Origin of the sequence: Paraburkholderia largidicola, assembly GCF_013426895.1 — a bacterium.
In the GTDB taxonomy this organism is placed as follows: domain Bacteria; phylum Pseudomonadota; class Gammaproteobacteria; order Burkholderiales; family Burkholderiaceae; genus Paraburkholderia; species Paraburkholderia largidicola.
On sequence record NZ_AP023174.1, the window covers coordinates 3,693,754 to 3,716,728 of the forward strand.

General features: G+C 61.4%; 22 protein-coding genes. 6 read left to right on the forward strand and 16 right to left on the reverse strand.

Features of this window, described 5'->3' with window-relative positions:
* Positions 1-3 precede the first annotated feature (3 nt).
* The 10 genes from PPGU16_RS16455 to PPGU16_RS16500 all read right to left on the reverse strand — a co-directional run bounded on the left by PPGU16_RS16455 (position 4) and on the right by PPGU16_RS16500 (position 12,786).
* Positions 4-1,059 (reverse strand): branched-chain amino acid ABC transporter permease, encoded by a 1,056-nt coding sequence (locus PPGU16_RS16455; RefSeq protein ID WP_180721113.1) that lies wholly within the window; start codon positions 1,057-1,059, stop codon positions 4-6.
* 220 nt (positions 1,060-1,279) lie between these two features.
* Positions 1,280-2,440, reverse strand: coding sequence for an ABC transporter substrate-binding protein (locus tag PPGU16_RS16460; protein WP_180721115.1), 1,161 nt, complete (start codon positions 2,438-2,440; stop codon positions 1,280-1,282).
* Positions 2,441-2,705: 265 nt separating this feature from the next.
* Positions 2,706-3,872 carry an ABC transporter substrate-binding protein gene (locus PPGU16_RS16465; RefSeq protein WP_180721117.1) on the reverse strand — a complete coding sequence of 389 codons (1,167 nt, stop codon included), beginning with the start codon at positions 3,870-3,872 and terminating at the stop codon, positions 2,706-2,708.
* Between the two features lie 495 nt (positions 3,873-4,367).
* On the reverse strand, positions 4,368-5,339 hold the full coding sequence (locus PPGU16_RS16470; RefSeq protein WP_180722653.1) for a branched-chain amino acid ABC transporter permease: 972 nt from the start codon (positions 5,337-5,339) through the stop codon (positions 4,368-4,370).
* A complete protein-coding gene (locus PPGU16_RS16475; protein ID WP_035987376.1) occupies positions 5,339-6,223 on the reverse strand; it encodes a branched-chain amino acid ABC transporter permease in 885 nt (294 codons plus the stop codon). Before PPGU16_RS16475 ends, PPGU16_RS16470 begins: the two co-directional genes overlap by 1 nt.
* A 92-nt stretch (positions 6,224-6,315) precedes the next feature.
* Positions 6,316-7,533 carry an ABC transporter substrate-binding protein gene (locus PPGU16_RS16480; protein ID WP_405031754.1) on the reverse strand — a complete coding sequence of 406 codons (1,218 nt, stop codon included), beginning with the start codon at positions 7,531-7,533 and terminating at the stop codon, positions 6,316-6,318.
* A 107-nt stretch (positions 7,534-7,640) separates the two neighbouring features.
* Positions 7,641-8,396 carry an ABC transporter ATP-binding protein gene (locus tag PPGU16_RS16485; RefSeq protein WP_035987372.1) on the reverse strand — a complete coding sequence of 252 codons (756 nt, stop codon included), beginning with the start codon at positions 8,394-8,396 and terminating at the stop codon, positions 7,641-7,643.
* Positions 8,393-9,172 carry an ABC transporter ATP-binding protein gene (locus tag PPGU16_RS16490; protein ID WP_035987717.1) on the reverse strand — a complete coding sequence of 260 codons (780 nt, stop codon included), beginning with the start codon at positions 9,170-9,172 and terminating at the stop codon, positions 8,393-8,395. The genes PPGU16_RS16485 and PPGU16_RS16490 overlap by 4 nt, the downstream gene beginning before the upstream one ends.
* 244 nt (positions 9,173-9,416) lie before the next feature.
* Positions 9,417-11,141 (reverse strand): GMC family oxidoreductase, encoded by a 1,725-nt coding sequence (locus PPGU16_RS16495; protein WP_180721118.1) that lies wholly within the window; start codon positions 11,139-11,141, stop codon positions 9,417-9,419.
* A 127-nt stretch (positions 11,142-11,268) separates the two neighbouring features.
* Entirely contained in the window at positions 11,269-12,786 is a 1,518-nt protein-coding gene (locus PPGU16_RS16500; RefSeq protein ID WP_180721119.1) for a CoA-acylating methylmalonate-semialdehyde dehydrogenase, read from the reverse strand.
* Between the two features lie 148 nt (positions 12,787-12,934).
* Between PPGU16_RS16500 and PPGU16_RS16505 the strand changes: the two genes are divergently transcribed.
* Together PPGU16_RS16505 and PPGU16_RS16510 are read left to right on the forward strand one after the other, a co-directional pair.
* Positions 12,935-13,834 carry a LysR family transcriptional regulator gene (locus PPGU16_RS16505; RefSeq protein WP_180721120.1) on the forward strand — a complete coding sequence of 300 codons (900 nt, stop codon included), beginning with the start codon at positions 12,935-12,937 and terminating at the stop codon, positions 13,832-13,834.
* 276 nt (positions 13,835-14,110) lie between these two features.
* A complete protein-coding gene (locus PPGU16_RS16510) occupies positions 14,111-14,641 on the forward strand; it encodes a class IV adenylate cyclase (RefSeq protein ID WP_007581718.1) in 531 nt (176 codons plus the stop codon).
* A 19-nt stretch (positions 14,642-14,660) separates the two neighbouring features.
* On the opposite strand, the gene PPGU16_RS16515 is transcribed toward PPGU16_RS16510, so the two are convergent.
* Positions 14,661-15,152, reverse strand: a complete 492-nt coding sequence (locus PPGU16_RS16515) for an Lrp/AsnC family transcriptional regulator (RefSeq protein ID WP_035987364.1) — start codon at positions 15,150-15,152, stop codon at positions 14,661-14,663.
* 151 nt (positions 15,153-15,303) lie between these two features.
* Here PPGU16_RS16515 and phhA point away from each other — a divergent pair, with 151 nt between their 5' ends.
* Complete coding sequence (gene phhA, locus PPGU16_RS16520) at positions 15,304-16,194, forward strand: phenylalanine 4-monooxygenase (protein WP_180721122.1); 891 nt, start codon at positions 15,304-15,306, stop codon at positions 16,192-16,194.
* Between the two features lie 107 nt (positions 16,195-16,301).
* Positions 16,302-16,610 carry a 4a-hydroxytetrahydrobiopterin dehydratase gene (locus PPGU16_RS16525; protein ID WP_180721123.1) on the forward strand — a complete coding sequence of 103 codons (309 nt, stop codon included), beginning with the start codon at positions 16,302-16,304 and terminating at the stop codon, positions 16,608-16,610.
* Between the two features lie 83 nt (positions 16,611-16,693).
* On the opposite strand, the gene PPGU16_RS16530 is transcribed toward PPGU16_RS16525, so the two are convergent.
* Positions 16,694-16,924 carry a DUF3717 domain-containing protein gene (locus tag PPGU16_RS16530; protein WP_180722655.1) on the reverse strand — a complete coding sequence of 77 codons (231 nt, stop codon included), beginning with the start codon at positions 16,922-16,924 and terminating at the stop codon, positions 16,694-16,696.
* Between the two features lie 115 nt (positions 16,925-17,039).
* Between PPGU16_RS16530 and PPGU16_RS16535 the strand changes: the two genes are divergently transcribed.
* Both PPGU16_RS16535 and PPGU16_RS16540 read left to right on the forward strand, forming a co-directional pair.
* A complete protein-coding gene (locus PPGU16_RS16535) occupies positions 17,040-17,726 on the forward strand; it encodes a response regulator transcription factor (RefSeq protein ID WP_007581727.1) in 687 nt (228 codons plus the stop codon).
* Between the two features lie 194 nt (positions 17,727-17,920).
* On the forward strand, positions 17,921-19,423 hold the full coding sequence (locus PPGU16_RS16540; RefSeq protein WP_180721124.1) for a sensor histidine kinase: 1,503 nt from the start codon (positions 17,921-17,923) through the stop codon (positions 19,421-19,423).
* A gap of 52 nt (positions 19,424-19,475) precedes the next feature.
* Here PPGU16_RS16540 and PPGU16_RS16545 read toward each other — a convergent pair whose 3' ends face one another.
* The 4 genes from PPGU16_RS16545 to PPGU16_RS16560 form a co-directional block, all read right to left on the reverse strand.
* Entirely contained in the window at positions 19,476-19,958 is a 483-nt protein-coding gene (locus PPGU16_RS16545; RefSeq protein WP_090835018.1) for an SET domain-containing protein, read from the reverse strand.
* Positions 19,959-20,222: 264 nt separating this feature from the next.
* Positions 20,223-21,335, reverse strand: coding sequence for an NADH:flavin oxidoreductase/NADH oxidase (locus PPGU16_RS16550; RefSeq protein ID WP_180722656.1), 1,113 nt, complete (start codon positions 21,333-21,335; stop codon positions 20,223-20,225).
* Between the two features lie 98 nt (positions 21,336-21,433).
* Complete coding sequence (locus PPGU16_RS16555) at positions 21,434-22,165, reverse strand: MOSC domain-containing protein (RefSeq protein ID WP_180721125.1); 732 nt, start codon at positions 22,163-22,165, stop codon at positions 21,434-21,436.
* A gap of 10 nt (positions 22,166-22,175) precedes the next feature.
* Complete coding sequence (locus PPGU16_RS16560; protein WP_180721126.1) at positions 22,176-22,889, reverse strand: glutamine amidotransferase; 714 nt, start codon at positions 22,887-22,889, stop codon at positions 22,176-22,178.
* Positions 22,890-22,975: the final 86 nt, after the last annotated feature.

The following is a 22,975-nucleotide window of genomic DNA, read 5'->3' on the forward strand; positions in this document are numbered from 1 at the left end:
GCGTCACTCCTCCTCTTCTTCCGCGTGCGGGCTGGCTAGACTCCGCCAGAGCAGCACGGGAATGATCAGCGTGAACACGATCACTTCCTTGTAGGAACTGGCCCAGAACGATGAATAAGACTCCAGCAAGCCGACGAGTATCGAACCCGCAAACGCCAGCGGATAACTGACCAGCCCGCCGATAATCGCCCCTACGAAGCCCTTCAGACCGATCAGGAAGCCCGAGTCGTAGTAGATGGTCGTCAGCGGCGCGACGAGAATCCCGCACAGCACGCCGAGGCCGGCCGCCAGCGTGAACGCGAGCCGACCCGCCTGCGTCGTGCCGATGCCGACCAGCTGCGCGCCGAGCCGGTTCACCGACGTCGCGCGCAATGCCTTGCCGGAAATCGAGCGATCGAAATACACGTACAGCACACCGATCAGCACCACGGCCACACCGATCACCCACACGCTCTGCCCTGAGATCGCCAGGCTGCCGATGTTGAAGGTGGAATCGGTGAAGGCGTTGGTCCGCGAGCCTTCCGCGCCGAACATCACGAGCCCGAGGCCGACCATCGCGAAGTGCACGGCGACGGAGACGATCAGCAGCAACAGCGTCGTCCCTTCGGCAACTGGCTCGTAGGCGAGGCGATAGACGAACGGCCCCATCGGCACCACGATCAGCAGCGTCAGCGCGATCTGCGCGAGCATCGGCAGCGGCTGCATGAATACGCCGCGCGTGACCGCGTAGACGGCAACGGGAAACAGCAGATACTTGCCGACCAGCATCACGAGTGCGCGCGCCGCATGACGCCGCCGCTCCGCGTGCCGCGCCATGCCGATCACCTCGACCACGAAGCACGCGAGCCCCATCGCCATCAGCAGCCAGCATGTCGCCGGAAACTTCTGTGTCTGCAATGCGGCGAGCGTCAGCGCGCCATACGACACGAACTCCCCTTGCGGGATGAAAATGGCGCGCGTCACGGAGAACACCAGCACCAACGCGAGCGCGAGCAATGCGTAGATCGCGCCGGTCGTGATGCCGTCCTGCGCGAGGATCGCCGCAATTGATAGATCCATACTTCCTCGTCCTGGAACGTCGAAATCGAAACTAAGAAACGATGAGAGCTGGCTGACCGACCACCAGCCACGAAGCGAAGCTGAAACACATAAAACAACTGCCGCGCCTGAGATACGGCGCGGCAGGGCTTGCCATTGTTATCGATCAGAAATGGCCGCGTGGCTTAAGAGTCTTCGCATACGCCGGCCACCACGCATTGCGCGAGAGGCGCGTACCGTCTTAGTCGTTTTGGAGTTTCCACTTGCCATCAGAAATCTCGACGATTACGCGTGCGCGCTTGTCGAGACCGTTGTGGTCGGTGGGCGTCGTGTTCATGATGCCGTGCGAAAGTGGCAAGTCCTTGACGTTCTCGAGCGCTTCACGCAATGCGACGCGGAACGCTTCCGTGCCCGGCTGGCCCTTCTTCAGCGCCTCGGGAATCGCACGCTGGAGCATCTGGCCGGCATCCCACGCGTGACCGCCGAAGGTCGCCACCGTACCCACGCCATAGGCCTTCTCATACGCGTTCTTGTACGCGAGCGACGACTTCTTCACCGGGTTCGAATCGGGCAACTGATCGGCGACGAGAATCGGGCCTGCGGGCAGCAATTCGCCTTCGCAATCCTTGCCGCACACGCGCAGGAAGTCGTTGTTCGCGACGCCGTGCGTCTGATAGATCTTGCCCTTGTAGCCGCGCTCCTTGAGCGCCTTCGCTGGCAGCGCGGACGGCGTGCCCGCGCCGGCGATCAGCACCGCGTCCGCATTCGATGCAGCGAGCTTCAGCACCTGCCCCGTCACCGATGCATCGGTGCGGTTATAGCGTTCATTCGCGACGATCTTCAGATGATGGGCTTCCGCCGCCTTGCTGAACACGTTGTACCAGTTCTCGCCATAGGCATCTGCGAAGCCGATGAACGCCACCGTCTTCACGCCGTGCTTCTCCATGTACTCGGCGATCGCATCGGCCATCAGACCGTCGTTTTGCGGCGTCTTGAACGCCCATGAACGCTTCGCATCCATCGGCGAGATGATGGCCGCCGATGCCGCGAGCGAGATCACCGGCGTCTTGCCTTCGGAAGCGGGGTCTAGCATGGCGAGCGAGTTCGGCGTGACCGTCGAGCCGATGATCGCATCGACGTGATCTTCATCGATCAGCTTGCGCGTGTTCTGCACGGCGCGGCTCGTATCCGATGCGTCGTCGAGCACGATGTACTGCACGCTCTTGCCCGCGATTTCCTTCGGCAGCAGCGCAATCGTGTTTTTCTCAGGGATGCCGAGCGATGCAGCCGGTCCCGTCGTGGACAGCGTGACCCCGATCTTCACCTGCGCCATCGCCGCACTTGCTCCGCACACGAGCGCCATCGCGATCGCGGTACGGACCCATTGCTTTGTCGTTTTCATTGCTCGTCTCCAAACGCTTTAAATGCGTGTCGTAATCCGGTTCAGGAACCGGGTAACTGAATCTAGTTATCGGGTATAAGCCTGCCAAGCATGGTTTTCCCTGCTCGTTGCAATTGCGTCAAACGTCAAACGCAGGCTCTACCGCTTTCGTCACTCCCCTACCCATTGCACGGCTTTTTTATTCAGACATCTCGCGTGCAATAAAAAAGACGCGTCAACTGCTCGCGTCTTTTTTTGTGAATTCGAGTTCGTTAATTCGCCTCGTTTAATCGGAAGCAAGCTTCCATTTGCCGTCGACGATTTGCACCATCACACGTGCGCGCTGATCGAGACCCGCGTGATCGTTCACGCTCATGTTGAAGATACCGTGCGAGCCCGGCAGATCTTTCGTGTCTTCGAGCGCGACGCGCAATGCTTCACGGAATTGCGGCGTACCCGGCTGGCCCTTCTTCAAAGCGATGGGAATGGCGTGCTGCAGAAGCAGACCCGCGTCCCATGCGTGACCGCCGAACGTCGAGATCGAACCCGCGCCGTTGGCGCCTTCATAGGCGTGCTTATAGGCGAGCGAAGCCTTCTTCACAGGATTCGAATCGGGCAGCTGATCGGCGACGAGCAGCGGGCCGGCGGGCAGATACGTGCCTTCGCAATCCTTGCCGCACACGCGCAGGAAGTCGTTATTCGCAACGCCGTGCGTCTGATAGTACTTGCCCTTGAAGCCGCGCTCGCGCAGTGTCTTTTCCGGCAATGCGGCCGGCGTGCCCGCACCGGCGATGAGCACGGCATCCGGGTTCTGCGACATCATCTTCAGCACCTGGCCCGTCACGGACGCATCGTTGCGCGCGAAACGTTCATTCGCGACGACCTTGATCTTCTTGAGATCGGCGGCCTTGGTGAATTCCTTGAACCAGCTCTCGCCGTACGCATCCGAGAAGCCGATGAAAGCCACCGTCTTCACGCCGTGGTTCGACATGTGTTGTGCAATCGCCGTCGCCATCAGAATGTCGTTCTGCGGCGTCTTGAAGACCCACGAGCGCTTCGCATCCATCGGCTCGACGATCGACGCCGCTGCCGCCATCGAGATCATCGGCGTTTGCGTTTCGTTGGCGATGTCGATCATGGCCAGCGAGTTCGGCACGACAGTCGAGCCGATCAACGCGTCGACGTGATCTTCACTGGTGAGCTTGCGTGCGTTCTTGACGGCTTGCGTCGAGTCGGTTGCATCGTCGAGCACGATGTAGTCGATTTTCTGGCCCGCGATTTCCTTCGGCAGAAGTGCGCTGGTGTTCTTCTCCGGAATGCCGAGCGAGGCCGCGGGCCCCGTCGCCGATACCGTCATGCCGATTTTCACGTCCGCGAATGCCGCGCCGCTATAGGTTGCGCACACGCCTGCCGCGACGAGTGCCGCGCTGATCCACCGCAATGCCGACTTCATTCCGCTCCTCTACGCCCCGATGTTCGAATGGATTCGAATGTTTCCAAAGGCCGACCCGATGGTCGGCGAATGGCGAGTGTAGCGGAGGCATACCGCAGGCGGCAAGCGCTTTGAAGGCTTTGAATCTTTGGGGAAAAATGCCGGGCGCAGCGAGAGAGAAAACGCCAGATTTACAACGCCGCGCGACGCAGAAAGGCGCGCTGAAGAAGATGAGTTTTGAACGGAAAAAGTAAAAAGCGCTGTTGGATTTCGTCCAACAGCGCTTTTGTATGGGCACTTATGCGCCTCATGTCTCCTCGTTCTCCACCTGCAAAATTCGGTGCATCAGAACTGTGTGAAGATTAAACGGGGGACGCTTCACGAGCAACTAGCATTTACCCTAGTGGTGCAGCGCCGCACAAAATTGGGGCGCATTCTTGTAGTTTCGCTCCATGTTCGCGTCATTTCGCAGCGGCTAACCCTTACTTCGGATCGCAAACTAATTTCCTGGCCCACTCAGGCGCGCAACGGTTTGACCCGCTGCACGATCTCGCCGACGATGCCGCGCCGGAACGCCAGCACGCACGCGATGAAAATAAGCCCTGTGACGATCGTCGCCGACTCACCGAGTGAACGGAACCACTCAACACCCGTCACCGACGCCAGCCCGCTGCCGATATCGCCAAGCCGGTCTTCCAGCGCGACGATCAACGCGGCGCCGAGCAACGGACCGAACAGCGTGCCCATGCCGCCCACCAGCGTCATCAGCACGACGAGGCCCGACATCGTCCAGTACGCATCGCCGAGCGTTTCGAAGCCAAGCACCAGTACCTTGAGCGAGCCGGCAAGACCCGCAAGACCCGCCGACAGAATGAACGCCAGCAGCTTGAAGCGGTTCGTATCATAGCCGAGCGAGATCGCGCGAGGCTCGTTCTCCTTGATCGCGATCAGCACCTGCCCGAACGGCGAATGCACGATCCTCACGATCAGCAGGAACGCGAGCACCATCACGGCCAGCACGACGAAGTACAGCGTCAGGTCCGAAGACAGGCTCAACGTGCCGAACAGCTTGCCGCGCGGCACGCCTTGCAGGCCATCTTCGCCATGTGTGAACGGAGCCTGCAGGAACACGAAGTAGACCATCTGCGCGAGCGCGAGCGTCACCATCGCGAAGTAAATGCCCTGTCGGCGAATCGCGAACAGACCGACCACAAAGCCCAGTAGGGTCGCCGCCGCCACGCCCGCTATCACGCCAACTTCGGGCGACATGCCGAGCGTCTGGATCGTGTAACCGGTGATATAGCCGGCCGTCGCGAGAAACATTGCGTGTCCAAACGACAGCAGGCCCGTATAGCCGATCAGCAGATTGAACGCGGCCGCGAACAACGCAAAGCACAACACCTTCATCACGAACACGGGATACGCGCCAACAAACGGCGCGACGATCAGCGCGACCAGCAGCAGAACGTAGAGCGCTTTTCTCTGCATCATTTTTCCTTGCCGAAGAGACCCGCCGGACGCACGAGCAACACGAGCGCCATGATCACGAAGACCACGGTCGCCGACGCTTCCGGATAGAACACGCGCGTGAACCCTTCGATCACGCCCAGCAACAGGCCCGTGAGAATCGACCCCATGATCGAGCCCATGCCGCCGATCACGACGACCGCGAACACCGTGATGATCATCGGCTGGCCCATCAGCGGCGATACCTGAATGACGGGCGCCGCCAGCACGCCGGCAAACGCGGCCAGCGCGACGCCGAAGCCATACGTGAGCGTGACCATCATCGGTACGTTAACGCCGAATGCCTCGACGAGCTTCGGGTTCTCCGTGCCCGCGCGCAGATACGCGCCAAGACGCGTCTTCTCGATCACGAACCACGTCGCGAAGCACACGATCAACGACGCGACGACCACCCACGCGCGATAGTTCGGCAGAAACATGAAGCCGAGATTGGTTGCGCCCGCAAGCGCCGACGGCACGTCGTACGGCTGCCCCGACGAACCGTAGATCGAATGGAACACGCCTTCGACGACGAGCGTCAGCCCGAATGTGAGCAACAGGCCGTAGAGGTGGTCGAGCTTGTACAGCCAGCGCAGCATCGAACGTTCGATCACGATGCCGAACAGCCCGACCAGCACGGGCGCGAGCACGAGCATCACCCAGTACGGCAGACTGAAATACGACAGGCCCATCCACGTGAGCATCGCACCCAGCATGAACAACGCGCCATGCGCGAAGTTGATCACGTTGAGCAGACCGAAGATCACCGCCAGCCCCAGACTCAGAATCGCGTAGAACGAACCGTTCACGAGACCGAGCAGCAACTGGCTGAGCATCGCCGGAAGCGGAATGCCAAAGATATCCATTGAATCCGCCGTCAGAATGATATCGACGCAGTTCACTCACGAGACACAACGGGCGGCGCTGCGCCGCCCGTTACATCTTCGCTGCGAACCGCTTACTTCCAGAGCGCGCAGCGCGACTCCGCTTTCGTTCCGAATGCCTGATCGCCTGGAATCGTCGCGGTGATCTTGTAGTAATCCCACGGCTCTTTCGATTCCGACGGCTTCTTCACTTCCATCAGGTACATGTCGTGGATCATGCTGCCGTCCTGACGGATGTAGCCCTTCGCGTAGAAATCGTCGATCTTCGTCTTGCGCAGTTGATCCATCACCTTGTCGCTGTCGGTCGTGCCAGTTGCCTGCACGGCCTTCAGATAAGTGGTGACGGCCGAATAGTCCGCTGCCTGCAGGCTGGTCGGCATCTTCTTCATCTTGTCGAAGTAGCGCTGCGCCCACTTGCGGGTATTGGCGTCCTTGTTCCAGTACCAGCTATCGGTGGCGACCAGACCTTGCGTCGTTTCAAGTCCGAGGCTGTGAATATCGGTCAGGAAGATCAGCAGCGCGGCGATCTTCATCGACTTCGTCACGCCGAATTCCTTGGCGGCCTTGATCGAGTTGATCGTGTCGCCACCCGCGTTCGCGAGACCCAGCACCTGCGCCTTCGATCCTTGCGCCTGCAACAGGAACGACGAGAAATCCGATGCCGACAGCGGATGACGCACCGTGCCGAGCACCTGTCCGCCATTCGCCTTCACCACGTCCGACGTGTTCTTTTCGAGCGCCTTGCCGAACGCGTAGTCCGCAGTCAGAAAGTACCAGGTCTTGCCGCCCTGCTTCGTCACGGCCGAACCCGTGCCTTTTGCGAGCGCCATCGTGTCGTACGCGTAGTGCACCGTGTACGGCGTGCATTGCTCGTTGGTCAGGTTGTCCGCGCCTGCGCCGATGTTGATGTACGGAACCTTCTTTTCACCCGCAACCTGATTGGTCGACAACGCAGTGGCCGAATTCGTGCCGCCGATGATCACGTTGACGCCGTCGCGGTCGATCCATTCACGTGCACGCGACGCGGCGATATCCGCCTTGTTCTGGTGATCGGCGTAGACCAGCTCGACCGTCTTGCCGTTGACCTTGCCGCCGAAATCGGCAATCGCCATGCGGATCGCCTCGAGGCCACCCTGGCCATCGATATCCGCATACAGACCGGAAAGATCGGTGATGTAGCCGATCTTGACGGTCGCGCCATCCGCGGCCTGCGCGTTACCCGCAGCGAACATCGTGCCCGCGGCGGCCGCAAAGCAGACTGCTGACAACCTGGCGAAGTTCTTCAGTTTCATGCGTGTCTCCTGTTTCCATGCTTGTGGTTATCAGAGGCATCTGGGTATGTCGTGCGTCGCAGTTCCCATGACGACCCCGATTGCTGGTCGGGATGCGTCCACCCCACTTAGACGCCGAGCAAATCGTGCAGCACCGGCATTTTGCTTTCGAGTTCCTTTGCTCCGAAATGCTCGACGATGCGTCCATGCTCCATCACATAGAAACGATCGGCGAGCGGCGCGGCAAAGCGGAAGTTCTGTTCGACCATCACGATCGTGTAGCCGCGCGCTTTCAATGTGACGATCATGCGCGCGAGCGCCTGGACGATCACGGGGGCAAGGCCTTCGGAGATTTCATCCAGCAACAGCAGGTTCGCGCCCGTGCGAAGGATGCGCGCCACGGCCAGCATCTGTTGCTCGCCACCCGACAGGCGCGTGCCCTGGCTCATGCGCCGTTCCTGGAGATTGGGAAACATCTGGTAGATCTCGTCGATCGACATCATCAACGACTTGTCGCCGACGGGCGGCGGCAACATCAGATTTTCCTCGCACGACAGGCTCGAAAAAATGCCGCGCTCTTCCGGGCAATACCCGACGCCGCAATGCGCGATGCGGTGCGTCGCCATCGAAATCGTTTCGCGTCCGCCGACGCGGATCGAGCCCGTACGCCGGCCCGTCAGGCCCATGATCGCGCGCAGCGTCGTGGTGCGGCCCGCGCCATTGCGGCCGAGCAGCGTGACGACTTCACCGCGGCTGACGGTCAGATCGACGCCATGCAGGATGTGCGATTCGCCGTACCACGCCTGCAGCCCCGCGATTTCCAGCGCGGGTTCGCCGCTCACCACACTGACCGATGCGTCTTCCTGTTCGCTCACTGTGCTCATGCATGCGCTCCGGCAAGCGCCGCGTCCGCACTGCCCATATAGGCCTGCATGACGAGCGGGTTCTTCGAGACTTCCGCGTACGTGCCTTCGGCGAGCACCTCGCCGCGTTGCAGGACGGTAATCGTGTCGGAGATGCCGGCTATCACATTCATGTTGTGTTCGACCATCAGGATCGTGCGACCCGCCGATACTTTTTTGATCAGCGCGGTCACGCGGTCGACGTCTTCATGCCCCATGCCTTGCGTCGGTTCGTCGAGCAGCATCAGTTCGGGTTCCATGCCGAGCGTCGTGGCGATTTCGAGCGCGCGTTTGCGCCCATACGACAGTTCGACGGCGGGCACATCGGCGAAATCGGTCAAGCCTACCTGAGTGAGCAGATCGATCGCGCGGTCGTCGAGTTGACGCAATGTGCGTTCGCTTCTCCAGAAATGAAACGCCGAGCCGAGCTGACGTTGCAGACCCACGCGCACATTCTGCAATGCCGTCAGATGCGGAAATACAGCGGAAATCTGAAAGGAGCGGATGATGCCGCGACGCGCGACCTGCGCTGGACGTTCGCCCGTGATGTCGATACCGTCAAAGACGATCTGACCCGCAGTGGGCACGAGAAATTTGGTGAGCAGATTGAAGCAGGTGGTCTTGCCTGCGCCGTTCGGCCCGATGAGCGCATGGATCGAACCGCGCTTCACGCGCAGGTTCACACCGTTGACTGCGGTAAAACCCTTGAACTCACGAGTGAGCCCGCGCGTTTCGAGTATCGTATCGCCGAGAATCATGTTCCCTTCCATGCGAAGTAAGGCGAAGCATTACCGCGTTTTATTCCGCGCTGAAACGGCGCGACTGTTATTGGCGATGACACCCCCGTGCCAATCGTGGCGTGGTGCACCAATGCGGACGGTAATCCATGCCGCACCACGCAGCATGGATGCCATTGTCGCGCCAATGATGCAGCGCAATCATTGGGATTTGCACTTAGTGTTTAATTCGACCTTCACTGCGCAAAACGTTAAACGTTGCGTGTCATGCAACGGACATCGGAGACGGGGCGCGGGTTTCGATGCTGTGACTGTCTCTTTGCGCACGACGGTCTGCGCGAATCATGTCGCTCGCGCGTTCCGCGATCATCAGTGTCGGCGAGTTCGTGTTCCCTGAGGTAATCGTGGGCATCACGGATGCATCGACCACGCGCAGTCCTTCGACACCGATCACACGCAAGCGGCTATCCACGACCGCGCCGGGATCATTCAATGTGCCCATCCGGCATGTACCGACGGGATGGAAGATGGTGGTACCGACCTGCCCCGCCGCGATCTGCAATTCTTCCTCGGTCTGAAACTGGATGCCGGGCAAGATCTCTTCGGGCCGATACGGCTTCAGTGCAGGCGACGCCGCAATGCGCCGCGTGAGACGCAACGCGTTCGCAGCGACGTGACGGTCATACTCCGTCGAAAGATAGTTCGGCGCGATCAGCGGCGCGGCGTGCGGATTGCGTGATTCGATATGCACGCTGCCGCGCGAAGTCGGACGCAAATGACAGACCGATGCCGTGAACGCGTTGAAGCGATGCAAAGGTTCGCCGAACTTGTCGAGCGAAAGCGGTTGCACGTGATACTCGAGATCGGAACGCGTCAACGATCTGTCGTTCACATCGGACTTCGCAAACGCGCCGAGTTGCGACGGCGACATCGACATCGGCCCGCTTTGCATCAGCAGATACTGCAGCCCGATCATCATCTTGCCCCACCAGTGCGCGGAGGCCGTATTCAACGTGCGCACGCCGTGCACCTTATACGCCATACGCAACTGCAAATGGTCCTGAAGATTTTCACCGACGCCGCGCAGATCGTTCACGACCTCGATGCCGAGATTCTGCAGACGCGCGCCATTACCGATGCCCGACAGCTCGAGTAATTGCGGCGAGTTCACCGCGCCCGAACTCATGACGACTTCAATGCGCGCCTTCGCGATGTACTCGACATCGCCGCCGCGATATTCGACACCGACGCAGCGCTTGCCTTCGAATACAACGCGTTGCGTGTGCGCGCCCGTGATGACCGTGAGATTCGGCCGCTGCATCGCAGGCCGCAAAAAAGCCTTCGATGCATTCCAGCGAATGCCGCGCTTCTGGTTCACATCGAAATAGCCGACGCCCGTGTTGTCGCCGCGATTGAAATCGTCGGTGGCGGGAATGCCGGCTTCCTGCGCGGCCTCGGCGAACTTCTCCAGAATCTTCCATTTGAGGCGCTGCTTTTCCACGCGCCATTGACCGCCCGCGCCGTGGAATTCATTTGCACCGCCATGATGGTCTTCGCTACGTTTGAAGACAGGCAGTACGGCATCCCACGACCACGACGAATCTTCCGTCACACGCGCCCATTCGTCGTAGTCTTCGCGCTGGCCGCGCATGTAGATCATGCCGTTGATCGACGAGGAGCCCCCCAATACACGGCCCCGCGGATACGACAATGCACGTCCGTTGAGTCCCGGTTCTGCCTGCGTTTTATAGAGCCAATCAGTGCGCGGATTGCCGATGCAATAGAGGTAACCGACAGGCACGTGAATCCAGTGATAGTCGTCCTTGCCGCCTGCTTCTAGCAGCAGCACGGTGACGTCGGGATCTTCAGTCAGGCGATTCGCAAGCACACAACCTGCCGTGCCCGCACCAATGACGATGTAGTCGAATTCGCCTTCGAGTTTTCTTGCTGTCGTGCTCACCCTTGTCTCCTTCGCATGGCCACGTTGCATGGCATCTGATTGCGCTTTGGGCGTTTGTGTCGCTACTGCTTTTTGTTTATCAACACCACATGCGATGCGCACGGCACTGCGCTATTGAAAACGCAATGCCGTGACCATTCCAATCTACTGATTCGCGTTACTTCGCAACAGGCATCGTGAACTCGGCGCCCTTCGCGATACTGTCCGGCCAGCGCTGCATGATGCTCTTGTAGCGCGTATAGAAGCGCACGCCTTCTTCGCCATACGCGTGGTGATCGCCGAACAGCGACCGCTTCCAGCCGCCGAACGAGTGCCATGCCATCGGTACGGGAATCGGCACGTTGATGCCAACCATGCCGATCTGAATCTGACGCGAGAACGCACGCGCGACGCCGCCATCCGACGTGAACAGCGACACGCCGTTCGCAAACTCGTTCTTGTTGATGAGTTCGACAGCCGAAGCAAAATCGGGCACGCGCACCACGCACAACACCGGGCCGAAGATTTCTTCTCGATAGATCTTCATGTCGGTCTTCACATCGTCGAACAATGTGCCGCCGAGGAAGAAGCCTTTCTCGTGACCCGGCACCTTGTGCCCGCGTCCATCGACCACCAGCTTTGCGCCCGCCTCGATGCCCGCGTCGATATAACCCGACACTTTCTCGCGATGCGCCGCCGTCACGAGCGGACCCATTTCGGCTTCGCCTTCCATGCCGTTCATGATCTTCAGCGTCTTCACGCGCGGCGTGAGCCTGTCGATCAGTTCGTCGGCGATATGACCGACTGCGACTGCAACCGAAATCGCCATGCAACGCTCGCCCGCCGAACCATAGGCCGCGCCGATCAATGCATCGACGGCCTGATCGAGATCCGCATCCGGCATTACGACGAGATGATTTTTCGCACCGCCCAAGGCCTGCACGCGCTTACCGTGCTTCGTGCCTTCCGTGTAGATGTATTCGGCGATCGGCGTCGAGCCGACAAACGACAATGCGCTGACATCGGGATGCGCGAGCAATGCATCGACGGCCACCTTATCGCCGTGCACGACGTTGAACACGCCATCCGGCAAGCCCGCTTCTTTCAGCAATTCGGCAAGGCGGATCGACGCCGACGGATCGCGCTCAGACGGCTTCAATACGAACGTATTGCCGCATGCGATCGCGACCGGGAACATCCAGCACGGGACCATCATCGGAAAGTTGAACGGCGTGATGCCCGCGACCACACCCAACGACTGACGCAGATTCCAGTTGTCGATGCCACCGCCGATCTGATCGGTGAAGTCGGTCTTCAACAGATTCGGAATGCCGCACGCGAATTCGACGATCTCGATGCCGCGCATGACTTCGCCCTTCGCGTCCGAAAACACCTTGCCGTGCTCGCGCGTGATCAGTTCGGCGAGTTCGTCGTGGTGACGGTCGAGCAATTCCTTGAACTTGAAGAGCACGCGTGCGCGCTTGATCGGCGCGGTTTCGCTCCACGCGGGAAAAGCGGCCTTTGCGGCGGCAACGGCTGCATCGACTTCGGTGACGCTGGCGAGCGGCACGCGCGACGACACTTCGCCTGTCGCCGGATTGAACACGTCGCCGAAACGCTGGCTCGTGCCATCGATAGGATGGCCGTTGATCACGTGCGTCAGCGCGCGCACCTTCCCTTGATCTGTCTCGCTCATGGTGTCTCCTGTATAGGGCTTTCTGATGGTCGATGCTGCGGCGCAATGCGGCGCGCTTTCGCATGATCGTTCCAGCGTAATCGGCAAGTGCATCGCAAATCCAATCAGAAATGCTCAAATGCGATATAAGGCGCGTTAATATCAGCGGATGGATCTCACCCTGCTCCGCGCCTTTGCGACGGTGGCGCGCGAAGGCAATCTGACGCGCGCTGCCACGCAATTGCATTTGACCCAGCCCGCCGTCAGTCTGCAGATCAAGAACCTGCAGACGGCGCTCGGCGTGACGCTATTCACGCGCACATCGCACGGGCTTGCGCTCACGCGCGACGGTCAGGCGCTGTTGCCGCATGCAGAGCGCGCGCTGGCGGCCGCGAACGACGTCGAACGGGCGGCCGCCACGCTGCGCCAGGAAGTGCGCGGGCGGCTGCGCATCGGCACGATTCTCGACCCCGCGTTTCTGCGGCTTGGCGGGTTTCTTAAGCAGCTTGTCGAGACGTGGCCGCACATCGAAACGCAACTGCGGCACGGCATGTCCGGCTGGGTACGCGACCAGGTCCGCGCGGGCGAACTCGACGTCGGTTATTACATCGGCCAGCCGGACGAGGACGAACCGCGCGACAGCGCGATCTTCCACGCCGTTACGCTGACCCACTTCCAGTACCGCGTGCTGGCGCCGCCCGGCTGGAAAGATCGCATGAAAGGCGCGCGCGACTGGCGTGCGCTCGCTTCGTTTCCGTGGATCTGGACGCCCCCCGCGTCCGCGCACAACCGGCTGCTGACGCGCCGCTTCGCCGATGCCGGCGTCAAGCCCATCAAGGTTGCGGAAGTCGATCAGGAACCGTCGATGCTCGATCTCGTCAAATCGGGCGTAGGACTCACGCTCGCGCGCGATTCGACCGCGCTTGCCGAGGCGCACGCGCACGCGCTGACGATCGTCGAAGGCATCACGGTGCCGACGGAGTTGACGTTCATCACGCTCGCCGCGCACAAGGACGAGCCGGCGATCGCCGTGGCATTGAAGCTGATCGAACAGCAGTGGTCGGCATAAGCGAAGCGAGTGGAACGAGCATCGCGTAGCGCGAAAAGCAGCGTCGCGCGATATGAGCCGACCTCATGACACAGCGACGGTTTTGCACCCTTCACGTGCCGTGGCCTTTAACCACATCGTCATGGGCTTTTTGCTAGATTGACGCTTTGCCCGCTTTTCCCCCGCTGTTTTCCGTACCCCTTTGGTCTCTGCCGACCGGTTTGCGCACTCAGGCAATCGGGGCGAACCCGTTGTCGTCAGAAGCCGTCCACGTTCACCTTTCGACAGGAGCTTCACATGGCACGCAACATCGAAATCAAAGCTCGCGCGCAGCACTTCGAGCAGCTTCGCGAGCGCGCCGCTGCGCTTTCGCCTGACGCTCCTCTGATTTTTCGCCAGCAGGACTTTTTCTACGACGTGCCGCGCGGCCGTCTGAAGCTGCGCCAGTTCGACGACGGCACGCCCGCCGAACTGATCTTCTATCAGCGCGACGACCGCGACGGCCCGAAGGCGTCGTACTACACGCGCAGCCCGGTGACGAACCCCGAAGCGATGCACTCGCTGCTCGCCACTGCACTCACGACGCGCGGCATCGTCACGAAGGAGCGCCACGTCTATATCGTCGGGCGCACGCGGATTCACCTGGATCGCGTCGACGGTCTCGGCGATTTCGTCGAACTTGAAGTCGTGCTCGCGCAGGATGACGACGAAGAAGGTGGCGAAAAGGAAGCGCACGCCGTGTTCTCGAAGCTCGGCGTGCCGGAATCGGACCTGGTCGCCGTCGCCTATGTGGATATGCTGAATCAGGAGCCGTTGAAGGCCGCCTGATCGCCGATATGCCGCGAGGTCAGACGGCGGCCGCGCCCGGCGTCAGATGACCGAGCGGCAATGGGCCGTTGCGCTTGAAGGTGGTCAGCACGATATACGAGCGCACGCTGTCGACGCCCGGCACCCGCATCAGCTTCTTCATCACGAACGACGACAGCGCGTTCAGATCCGGCGCGACGATGCGTAGCAGGTAATCCGCGTCGCCAACCACTGCGTGGCACTCCAGCACCTCGGGCAGCACGTCGATCTGCTGCTGGAACTGCTCGATGATCGAATCGCCGTGGTGTTTCAGCTTCAGGCTCGTGAAGGCCGTCACGCCGAGCCCGAGCTTTTCCGGCCGCAGCACCACGCGATACCCGTCGACCACGCCGATCGACTCCAGCCGCTGCAAGCGCCGCCCGATCTGCGATGGCGACAGCGGCACCTGCTCGCCGAGTTGCTGGTGCGTCGCGCGCCCGAAGCGTTGCAGGACATCGAGCAGCGCCAGATCGAAGTGATCGAGTTCTAGCATGTAAATTCTCCGCATGAATTGGCGATCTAATGCACGATTATCGCATCATCGCCGTGCGATTCGGAAAACATGCGCCCTTTCCGCGCGTTACCCGCTCTAGACTTGCACGATATCCACTTAGCCGGCGAGCCGCGCCAGTCAGTCATTCGTCATGTCAGTCCCGAACACCGCGAAGCTCAAGGAGCAATTCGACGCCGGCCTCGAAACCCGTGCCGACTTCACCATCGACCAGCCGACGCATCGCTACGGCGCCGTCGATCACGCGGTGTGGAAGCAGCTCTATACGCGGCAGACGGCGCTGCTCAAAGGGCGCGTGTGCGACGCGTTTCTGGAAGGCGTCGAACGGCTGAATCTGTCGCCGGAACGCGTGCCTTCGTTCGAAGCGATCAACGAACAGCTAATGCCCGCCACTGGCTGGCAGATCGTTGCCGTGCCTGGTCTCGTGCCGGATCAGGTGTTCTTCGAGCATCTGGCGAACCGCCGCTTTCCCGTGACGTGGTGGATGCGCCGCCCGGACCAGCTCGACTATCTGCAGGAGCCTGACTGCTTCCACGATCTGTACGGCCACGTGCCGCTGCTGATCAACCCCGTGTTCGCCGACTACATGCACGCGTATGGCCGCGCGGCCCTCGCTGCGAACGACGCGAATGCGCTGCCGCTGCTCGCGCGCCTGTATTGGTACACAGTCGAGTTTGGCCTGATCCGCGATGAAGCAAGTCCGAATGGCGTGAAAATCTACGGAGCGGGCATCGTGTCGAGCAAAGGCGAAACGCTCTACAGCCTGCAAAGCGACGCGCCCAATCGCATCGGGTTCGATCTCGAACGCGTGATGCAGACGCAGTACCGGATCGACACGTTTCAGAAGACCTACTTCATGATCGACGATTTCTCGCAACTGTTCGACGTCGCGCGTACCGATTTCGCGCCGCTGCTGGCCAGGCTCACGCATGCGGCACCGTTCCCGGCAGGCGTAGTACTCAGCACCGACACCGTCATCACGCGTGGCACAGGCGAAGGCTGGGAGACGGACGGCGACATCTGACGTAACGCGCTGCAGCAACCCTTCAACCGTGAAAAAATAGGACGACCGCGCATGCGTCGATGCATGCGGCATCGGCGCGGCCAGGCGCGCCTTCAAGAGGTGACACGATGATCCAGAAACTCTCTCCCGAGCAACGCACGACGCAGGTCGCTCAACTCGACGGCTGGCAAAACGTCGAAGGCCGCGACGCAATCAAACGGCAATTGAAGTTCGTGGACTTCAACGCAGCATTCGGCTTCATGACGCGCGTCGCGATCAAGGCCCAGGAGATGGACCATCATCCGGAATGGTTCAACGTCTACAGCAACGTCGAGATCACGCTATCGACGCACGAAGCAAATGGAATCACCGAGCGCGACATTCGCCTCGCACGTTTTATCGATGAAATTGCGGCGGGAAGTGACTTGAGCCGTTGATCGGACGAATGCCGGTGACGCTCCAAAACCCTGACGAAAACCCGTTATGAAAGCGTTTTGCAGGTAATCAGGCCACCAAACCTTCACTTCTTTAGGCGATTCTTAAGGGACACGTAAGAATCCCACGCGGCGCGGGCAATCTCGTCCATTCCTTCCTGCGGCAGCACGGTCTGTCGCTGTACAATCATCAGCGCATACGGCTTGGAGAGCGCGCTTGCCTCCTTGCACAGAACGAGTTCGTCACCGCTCGAAGGCGAGCGGGAACGCCAGAAATTGATCGCGGCTTCCAGTTCGTAGATCGTAATATCGGACATGGCTGGCAGATCTGTTGAAGGCCGCATCGACGGCACGCCGCACGGCATTCTGTGCAGCAGGCGCCCCGGCGAACCGCGTGCCCCTTGCCCAACCCATTGTACTTGAGCGAAACCCATGCGACTCCTTCTGATCGAAGACGACCGCCCTATCGCGCGCGGCATCCAAAGCAGTCTCGAACAAGCCGGCTTCACGGTCGACATGGTCCACGACGGCATCTTCGCCGAACAGGCCCTCACACAAAACCGCCATGAGCTCGTGATCCTCGATCTGGGTCTGCCCGGCATCGACGGCATGACGCTGCTCTCGCGTTTCCGTCAGAGCAACCGTCATACGCCCGTGATCGTGCTGACCGCGCGCGACGAACTGAACGACCGCGTGCAAGGCCTCAACTCCGGCGCCGACGACTACATGCTGAAGCCGTTCGAACCCGCGGAACTCGAAGCGCGTATTCGCGCCGTGATGCGCCGCAGCGGACCTCATGGCGACATGCCGCGTCCGGAAGTGTCGCTGGGTGGCGTGCGTCTGTCGGGTGTGGATCGCCGCATCTTCAACGACGACAAGCCGCTCGAACTGTCGCCGCGCGAATTCGCGGTGCTGGAAATGCTGTTGCTGCGCCATGGCCGCGTGGTCAGCAAGGCGCAACTGCAGGATCACCTGACGCACTTCGGCGGCGATCTCGGCGACACCGCGATCGAAGTCTATGTGCACCGGGTGCGCAAAAAGCTCGAAAACTGCCGCGTCGAAATCGTCACGGTGCGCGGCTTCGGCTATCTGCTCCAGGAAATCCGCCAGGCGTCATAATGGTCGCCAGGACCGTTGTGGTCTGACGGCGTCCGGGTTGTCCGACGGGCGGCCGCAAGCGCATCTTCATCCATGCGCGGCGGCCGCCTGTGTCATTCAGCCCGGATGTGAATTGCCGTTTCAACTGTATTTGGAACGCATGACTGACGCGGTCGATCATCCCTCGGCGTCGGTCTTTTACCGCGGGTTCGATCATGCCCTATCCCGCCGCGAATAGCCTGCGCCGCCAGTTGTTGCGCCGGCTCGCCGCTCCCCTTTCGCTGCTCGCGCTGATGAGCGGCCTCATCGCGTACTGGCTCGCGTGGCAATACACGCAGCATGTCGTCGACCGTTCGCTCGCCGACCTCGCCACGGCCATTTCGAAGCAGATCCAGATTGCCGGCCCCGAGGCGCCGATCACCGTGCCGCCGCTCGCGCAGGCGATGTTCTCGGATCCCGTCGAACAACTGGTGTATCGGATCAGCAATGGCGAAACAGAAATTGCCGGCGATCCGAAGCTGCCGCTGCAAGGCACCAACGTGCGGCGCATGCACTACGCGTACGTGTTCGAGACGCAGCATGAAGGCACAGCCGTGCGGGTCGCGCAGGTTCGCGTCGATCAGCCGACGGGCAATCCCGTCGTTATCGAAGTCGGCCAGCCGGTGCATCACCGCTTCCGTATCGCCGCCGAATTTCTGGTTGCGATCATGATGCCGCTGCTGCTGTTGCTGCTCGCGGGCTGGGTGATCGTGTGGCGCGTCGTGAACCAGCAGTTGAACCCGCTGACCGATCTCGCCGATTCGCTGAACCGCCAGACGCACACGTCGCTGGAACCCGTCGACGAAACCTTCGTCCCCGTTGAAATCCGTCCGCTGACGGGCGCGCTGAACGGTTTGCTCGACCGGCTGAAATCCGCGCTCGACGCGCAGCGCAAATTCATCGCCGACGCTGCGCATCAGCTGCGCACACCGCTCACTGCGATCAAGCTGCACGCGGAACAGGCAGCCATTGCGCGCGATCCGCAACAGACGCTCGCCGCCGTCAAGGAACTGCGTGCGGCTGCCGATCGCGCGGTGCGTCTGTCGAACCAGCTGCTGTCGCTGGCGCGTGCTGAGCCGGGTGAACAAGCCGCGCGTTTTGTGAATCTGGACGTCGCATCGCTCGCTTTCGATACTGGCGCCGAGTGGGTGCCGCGCGCGCTTGCCGTGCATGTGGATCTCGGATTCCAGCGGCTCGACGATCCGTCGAACGATCACCCGTTGATTGCGCGCGGCAACCCTGTGTTGTTGCGCGAAGTGATCGCGAACCTGCTCGACAATGCGCTGAAATACGTGCCGCCGTCACGGATGAACGGCGCGCGGATCACGATGACAGTCGCGCAATCGGTCGTCGATGGCATTCCGATGGCGGAAGTCACCGTCGAGGACAACGGCCCCGGCGTGCCTCACAAGCAGCAACCCGATCTGTTCAAACGCTTCTTCCGCGGCGACGGCCAGGGACTGAGCGACGGCACCGTCGACGGTGGCGCGGGTCTCGGCCTTGCGATCGTGCACGACATCATGGCGCTGCATCACGGCAGCGTGCATTACGAAGATGCCGCTGATGGCGGCGCACGCTTTATCGTGAGGCTTCCCGTTGCGGCGGGCGCCGTGCTGCGCGCGCCGGAACCGCAGCGTGAAACAAAAAAACCGGCGCATCATGCGCCGGTCGATCCCTGAAGCGTGTCCCAAGAAGTGCGCTGCGTTCGATACGAACGGCAGCGCACATGGGTCACTTTTTCTTCTTCGCTTTCTTCTCGTCCTTCTTGTCCGGTGCGGCGAGCATCGTGCCGCGGCACTTGCGCGCGCCGCAACGGCACTCGTATTCCTTCTTCAGCTTCTTCGTCTGACGCGCGTCGATCACGAGCCCGTAGTCGTAGAACAGCTCTTCGCCCGCGTCGATATCACGCAACGCGTCGATAAATACGTGGCCGTCGATCTCTTCCGCTTCGCAGTTCGGCGCGCACGAGTGGTTGATCCAGCGTGCGCTGTTGCCCTTCACCTTGCCGTCGATCACGTCGCCGCTATCGAGTGCGAAGTAGAACGTGTGATTCGGTTCGTCCGGATTGTGAGGATGCCGCCGCAGCGCTTCCTTCCAGGAAATCCGTTGGCCCTTGTATTCGATCAACCGCTCGCCGGCTGCGATCGGTTCGAGTGCAAACACGCCTTTGCCGTGCACGCCCGATTGACGCACAGCGATCCTGCGTGAACTCATTGAATCAATCCTTGTAGAACGGTGGATGAATAAACGCCTTGTTTGCCGATGCCTCCGCGTTCGAGGCGCCTTCGCAGATGCGTGGCTTTTCTGACGCGGATAGCAAACGCGGCGCCTTGCTGGCGCCGCGTCGACATGCGACGCACACAGCGTCACAACCGAAATCGTACACGGATGATGTGGCTTCGTTCAACCGTCTTACGTACAGATCCACATCGCATGTGCGCGTGATGCGTATTCTACGTAGTCGGTCGAACGCAGCGTTCAGCGCTGACCGAAGGAAATATCGCCGAACAGCGCCTTCTGTTCGCGCGGTTGCGAGCGCCAGTATTGCGGCGGAGCGTCCACCGTCGCGCCGAGTTGCGCGGCCGCGTGCCACGGCCAGCGCGGATCGTAGAGCATCGCGCGGGCCATCGCGATGAGATCCGCGTCGCCCTCTTCGATCAGCCGGTTCGCGTGCTCGGGGTCCGTGATCAGGCCAACGGCCATCGTCGTCATGCCTGTCGCTTCCTTCACTGCCTTTGCGAACGGCACCTGATAGCCGGGTTCGAGCGGGATCTTCTGCAACGGCGACACGCCACCCGACGACACATCGACCCAGTCGCAGCCGCGCTTCTTCAACTCTTGCGCGAACGCGATCGTGTCTTCGATCGTGATGCCGCCATCCACCCAGTCGATTGCCGAGACGCGCACGCCGACGGGTTTGTCGGCGGGGAATGCGGCGCGCACGATGTCGAAGATTTCGAGCGGAAAACGCATACGATTTTCGCGCGAGCCGCCGTATTCGTCGCTGCGCTGGTTCGCAAGCGGCGACAGGAACTGATGCAGCAGATAACCGTGTGCGGCATGCACTTCGAGTGCATCGATGCCCAGACGCGCAGCACGCCGCGCCGACGCTGCGAACGCCTCGCGGATGCGGTTGAGACCCGCGTTGTCCAGCGCGAGCGGCGGCTCCTCTCCGGCCTTGTGCGGCAACGCGGACGGCGCATGCGGCAGCCAGCCGCCGTCGGCGACGGGAATCAGTTGCCCGCCTTCCCACGGCACGTTACTCGAAGCCTTGCGCCCCGCGTGCGAGAGCTGCATCGCGACGTGCACTTTCGAGTGCTTGCGGATCGCGGCGAGCACAGGCTTCAGGGCTTCTTCCGTCGCGTCGTCCCACAGGCCGAGGTCGGCAGGCGTGATGCGGCCATCGGGCTCGACGGCCGTCGCCTCGATGCACAGCATGCCCGCGCCCGACAGCGCAAGATGGCCGAGATGGATCATGTGCCATGCCGTCGCTTCGCCGCGTTCGGCAGAGTATTGACACATCGGTGACACGACAATGCGGTTCGGCAGCGTCACGCTACGCAGCGTGAGCGGAGTGAAAAGTGCGCTCATGGTGGTGGGATTACCCATCGAAACTCAAGAGCGATCGAGGATAGCACCGGGTCCGATTTGCTGCAGACGGCCAGGCGCGTCCCTTTCAACAGGGTGAGTCAGCTTTGACTGTGAGGCGTATCGAGGCGCTTCGACCACGATTCGACTTCGCCGCTTTCGAGGCGCTTCATCGCGGTCTTGCGCCACGATGGCGTCAACGTGTCGAGCTGTGCCATCGCCTCCAGCGCCTGCCGGTCGTCGCGATCGACATAGAGCACGCGCAACAGGCGCTCGACGCTCCACTGCGCGTGAGGACGCGCGAGCCGCTCGATTGAATCGCCTGCGCCGACTTCGCCCGCTTCGAGCACGCGGTAATACCAGCCCGTGCGGCGCGTGTTCTGCACGGCGCGCGACATGTCGGCGCGCGCGAACCGCAGGTTCAGTTTCCAGCACGGCTGGCGAGGCTGCGATACCTGAACGATCGCCCCGCCGATCCGGTACACGTCGCCGACGCAAACATCCGCTTCCGTCAGGCCGCGCGTGCTGAGGTTTTCGCCGAATGCACCGCATCCGTCGAGCGTCGACAGACCGGAGGTGCCCGCCTGCCATTCGCTGCGCCAGGTTGCGTAGTGGTCGAACGGATAGTGATGCAGCGCTTTTTCCGGGCCGCCGTGATGCTTGAGTTCGGCCTGCTGATCACCTTCGAGGCCTGTTTCGCCCAGCCACACACGGCCATCGACAGGCGTCTTGCCGATCGCACTCGTCTTGCCCGGCAGGTCACCGTCCAACGGGGCGATCTTGCCGGTCAGCACGGCATCGACGGTAGAAGCGCGGTGATCCACGACGGTCATTGGGATGTGTTCAGGGTCGCGCGGCCAGCTGATCGAGCCATTCGCCGAACATGCTGGTCGCCGCGGCCTCCAGCTTCGGGCCATGCTTCGCGGTATCGGCGCGCAGCGTGCGCACGTCGATGCCGTGGCCCGCGATTTCGCCGGCGTTGCCGATCAGCCAGGGCTCGAAACGGTCAGTGCGGATTTCAGGGTGACATTGCAGGCCAAGCACATGCTTGCCCCACGAGAACGCCTGGTTCTCACAGGCCGGCGTGGAGGCGAGATGCACCGCGCCTTGCGGAAGATCGAATGTATCGCCGTGCCAATGAAGCATCGACGTGTGCGCTGCATCCAGATGCCGCAGCGGCGACTGCTTGCCGGCATCGGTGAGCGTCAACGGCGTCCAGCCGATTTCCGTCTGCCCCGACGGATAGACTCGCGCGCCGAGCACACGCGCGATCAGTTGCGCGCCGAGACAGATGCCGAGCGTCGGCAAGCCTGCGGCGATACGCTTTTCGATCATGGAGACCAACGGCGCGATGGTCGGATAGCGATCGTCGTCGTAGGCGCTGATTGGACCGCCGAGCACCACCATCAGCGACGGCATCACGGGGTTGGGCGCCTCGATGCGCGCGAAGCCGACATCCAGATAGCGGACAGGACGCCCCCGCTCGCCGAGCACCCGTTCGAGACTGCCCAGATCCTCGAAGTGCACATGGCGGATGGCGAGAACTTCGTGATGCATCGGCAAATCCCACCGTCAGGTTGACTGGACGCGCCCAAAGGCGCGCCGGAAGACACGCCGTCTGCCGATGCGCAAAACGGCGCAAG

What these genes read in the sequence shown, in the direction of transcription:
- PPGU16_RS16510 (WP_007581718.1), top strand. Translation starts at nt 14,111, where the DNA reads ATGGCACGCAACATCGAAATCAAAGCTCGCGCGCAGCACTTCGAGCAG.
- PPGU16_RS16480 (WP_405031754.1), bottom strand. Translation starts at nt 7,533, where the DNA reads ATGAAACTGAAGAACTTCGCCAGGTTGTCAGCAGTCTGCTTTGCGGCC.
- phhA (WP_180721122.1), top strand. Translation starts at nt 15,304, where the DNA reads ATGTCAGTCCCGAACACCGCGAAGCTCAAGGAGCAATTCGACGCCGGC.
- PPGU16_RS16550 (WP_180722656.1), bottom strand. Translation starts at nt 21,335, where the DNA reads ATGAGCGCACTTTTCACTCCGCTCACGCTGCGTAGCGTGACGCTGCCG.
- PPGU16_RS16525 (WP_180721123.1), top strand. Translation starts at nt 16,302, where the DNA reads ATGATCCAGAAACTCTCTCCCGAGCAACGCACGACGCAGGTCGCTCAA.
- PPGU16_RS16555 (WP_180721125.1), bottom strand. Translation starts at nt 22,165, where the DNA reads ATGACCGTCGTGGATCACCGCGCTTCTACCGTCGATGCCGTGCTGACC.
- PPGU16_RS16515 (WP_035987364.1), bottom strand. Translation starts at nt 15,152, where the DNA reads ATGCTAGAACTCGATCACTTCGATCTGGCGCTGCTCGATGTCCTGCAA.
- PPGU16_RS16500 (WP_180721119.1), bottom strand. Translation starts at nt 12,786, where the DNA reads ATGAGCGAGACAGATCAAGGGAAGGTGCGCGCGCTGACGCACGTGATC.
- PPGU16_RS16540 (WP_180721124.1), top strand. Translation starts at nt 17,921, where the DNA reads ATGCCCTATCCCGCCGCGAATAGCCTGCGCCGCCAGTTGTTGCGCCGG.
- PPGU16_RS16470 (WP_180722653.1), bottom strand. Translation starts at nt 5,339, where the DNA reads ATGCAGAGAAAAGCGCTCTACGTTCTGCTGCTGGTCGCGCTGATCGTC.
- PPGU16_RS16460 (WP_180721115.1), bottom strand. Translation starts at nt 2,440, where the DNA reads ATGAAAACGACAAAGCAATGGGTCCGTACCGCGATCGCGATGGCGCTC.
- PPGU16_RS16535 (WP_007581727.1), top strand. Translation starts at nt 17,040, where the DNA reads ATGCGACTCCTTCTGATCGAAGACGACCGCCCTATCGCGCGCGGCATC.
- PPGU16_RS16475 (WP_035987376.1), bottom strand. Translation starts at nt 6,223, where the DNA reads ATGGATATCTTTGGCATTCCGCTTCCGGCGATGCTCAGCCAGTTGCTG.
- PPGU16_RS16505 (WP_180721120.1), top strand. Translation starts at nt 12,935, where the DNA reads ATGGATCTCACCCTGCTCCGCGCCTTTGCGACGGTGGCGCGCGAAGGC.
- PPGU16_RS16465 (WP_180721117.1), bottom strand. Translation starts at nt 3,872, where the DNA reads ATGAAGTCGGCATTGCGGTGGATCAGCGCGGCACTCGTCGCGGCAGGC.
- PPGU16_RS16490 (WP_035987717.1), bottom strand. Translation starts at nt 9,172, where the DNA reads ATGATTCTCGGCGATACGATACTCGAAACGCGCGGGCTCACTCGTGAG.
- PPGU16_RS16485 (WP_035987372.1), bottom strand. Translation starts at nt 8,396, where the DNA reads ATGAGCACAGTGAGCGAACAGGAAGACGCATCGGTCAGTGTGGTGAGC.
- PPGU16_RS16455 (WP_180721113.1), bottom strand. Translation starts at nt 1,059, where the DNA reads ATGGATCTATCAATTGCGGCGATCCTCGCGCAGGACGGCATCACGACC.
- PPGU16_RS16495 (WP_180721118.1), bottom strand. Translation starts at nt 11,141, where the DNA reads ATGCAACGTGGCCATGCGAAGGAGACAAGGGTGAGCACGACAGCAAGA.
- PPGU16_RS16560 (WP_180721126.1), bottom strand. Translation starts at nt 22,889, where the DNA reads ATGCATCACGAAGTTCTCGCCATCCGCCATGTGCACTTCGAGGATCTG.
- PPGU16_RS16545 (WP_090835018.1), bottom strand. Translation starts at nt 19,958, where the DNA reads ATGAGTTCACGCAGGATCGCTGTGCGTCAATCGGGCGTGCACGGCAAA.
- PPGU16_RS16530 (WP_180722655.1), bottom strand. Translation starts at nt 16,924, where the DNA reads ATGTCCGATATTACGATCTACGAACTGGAAGCCGCGATCAATTTCTGG.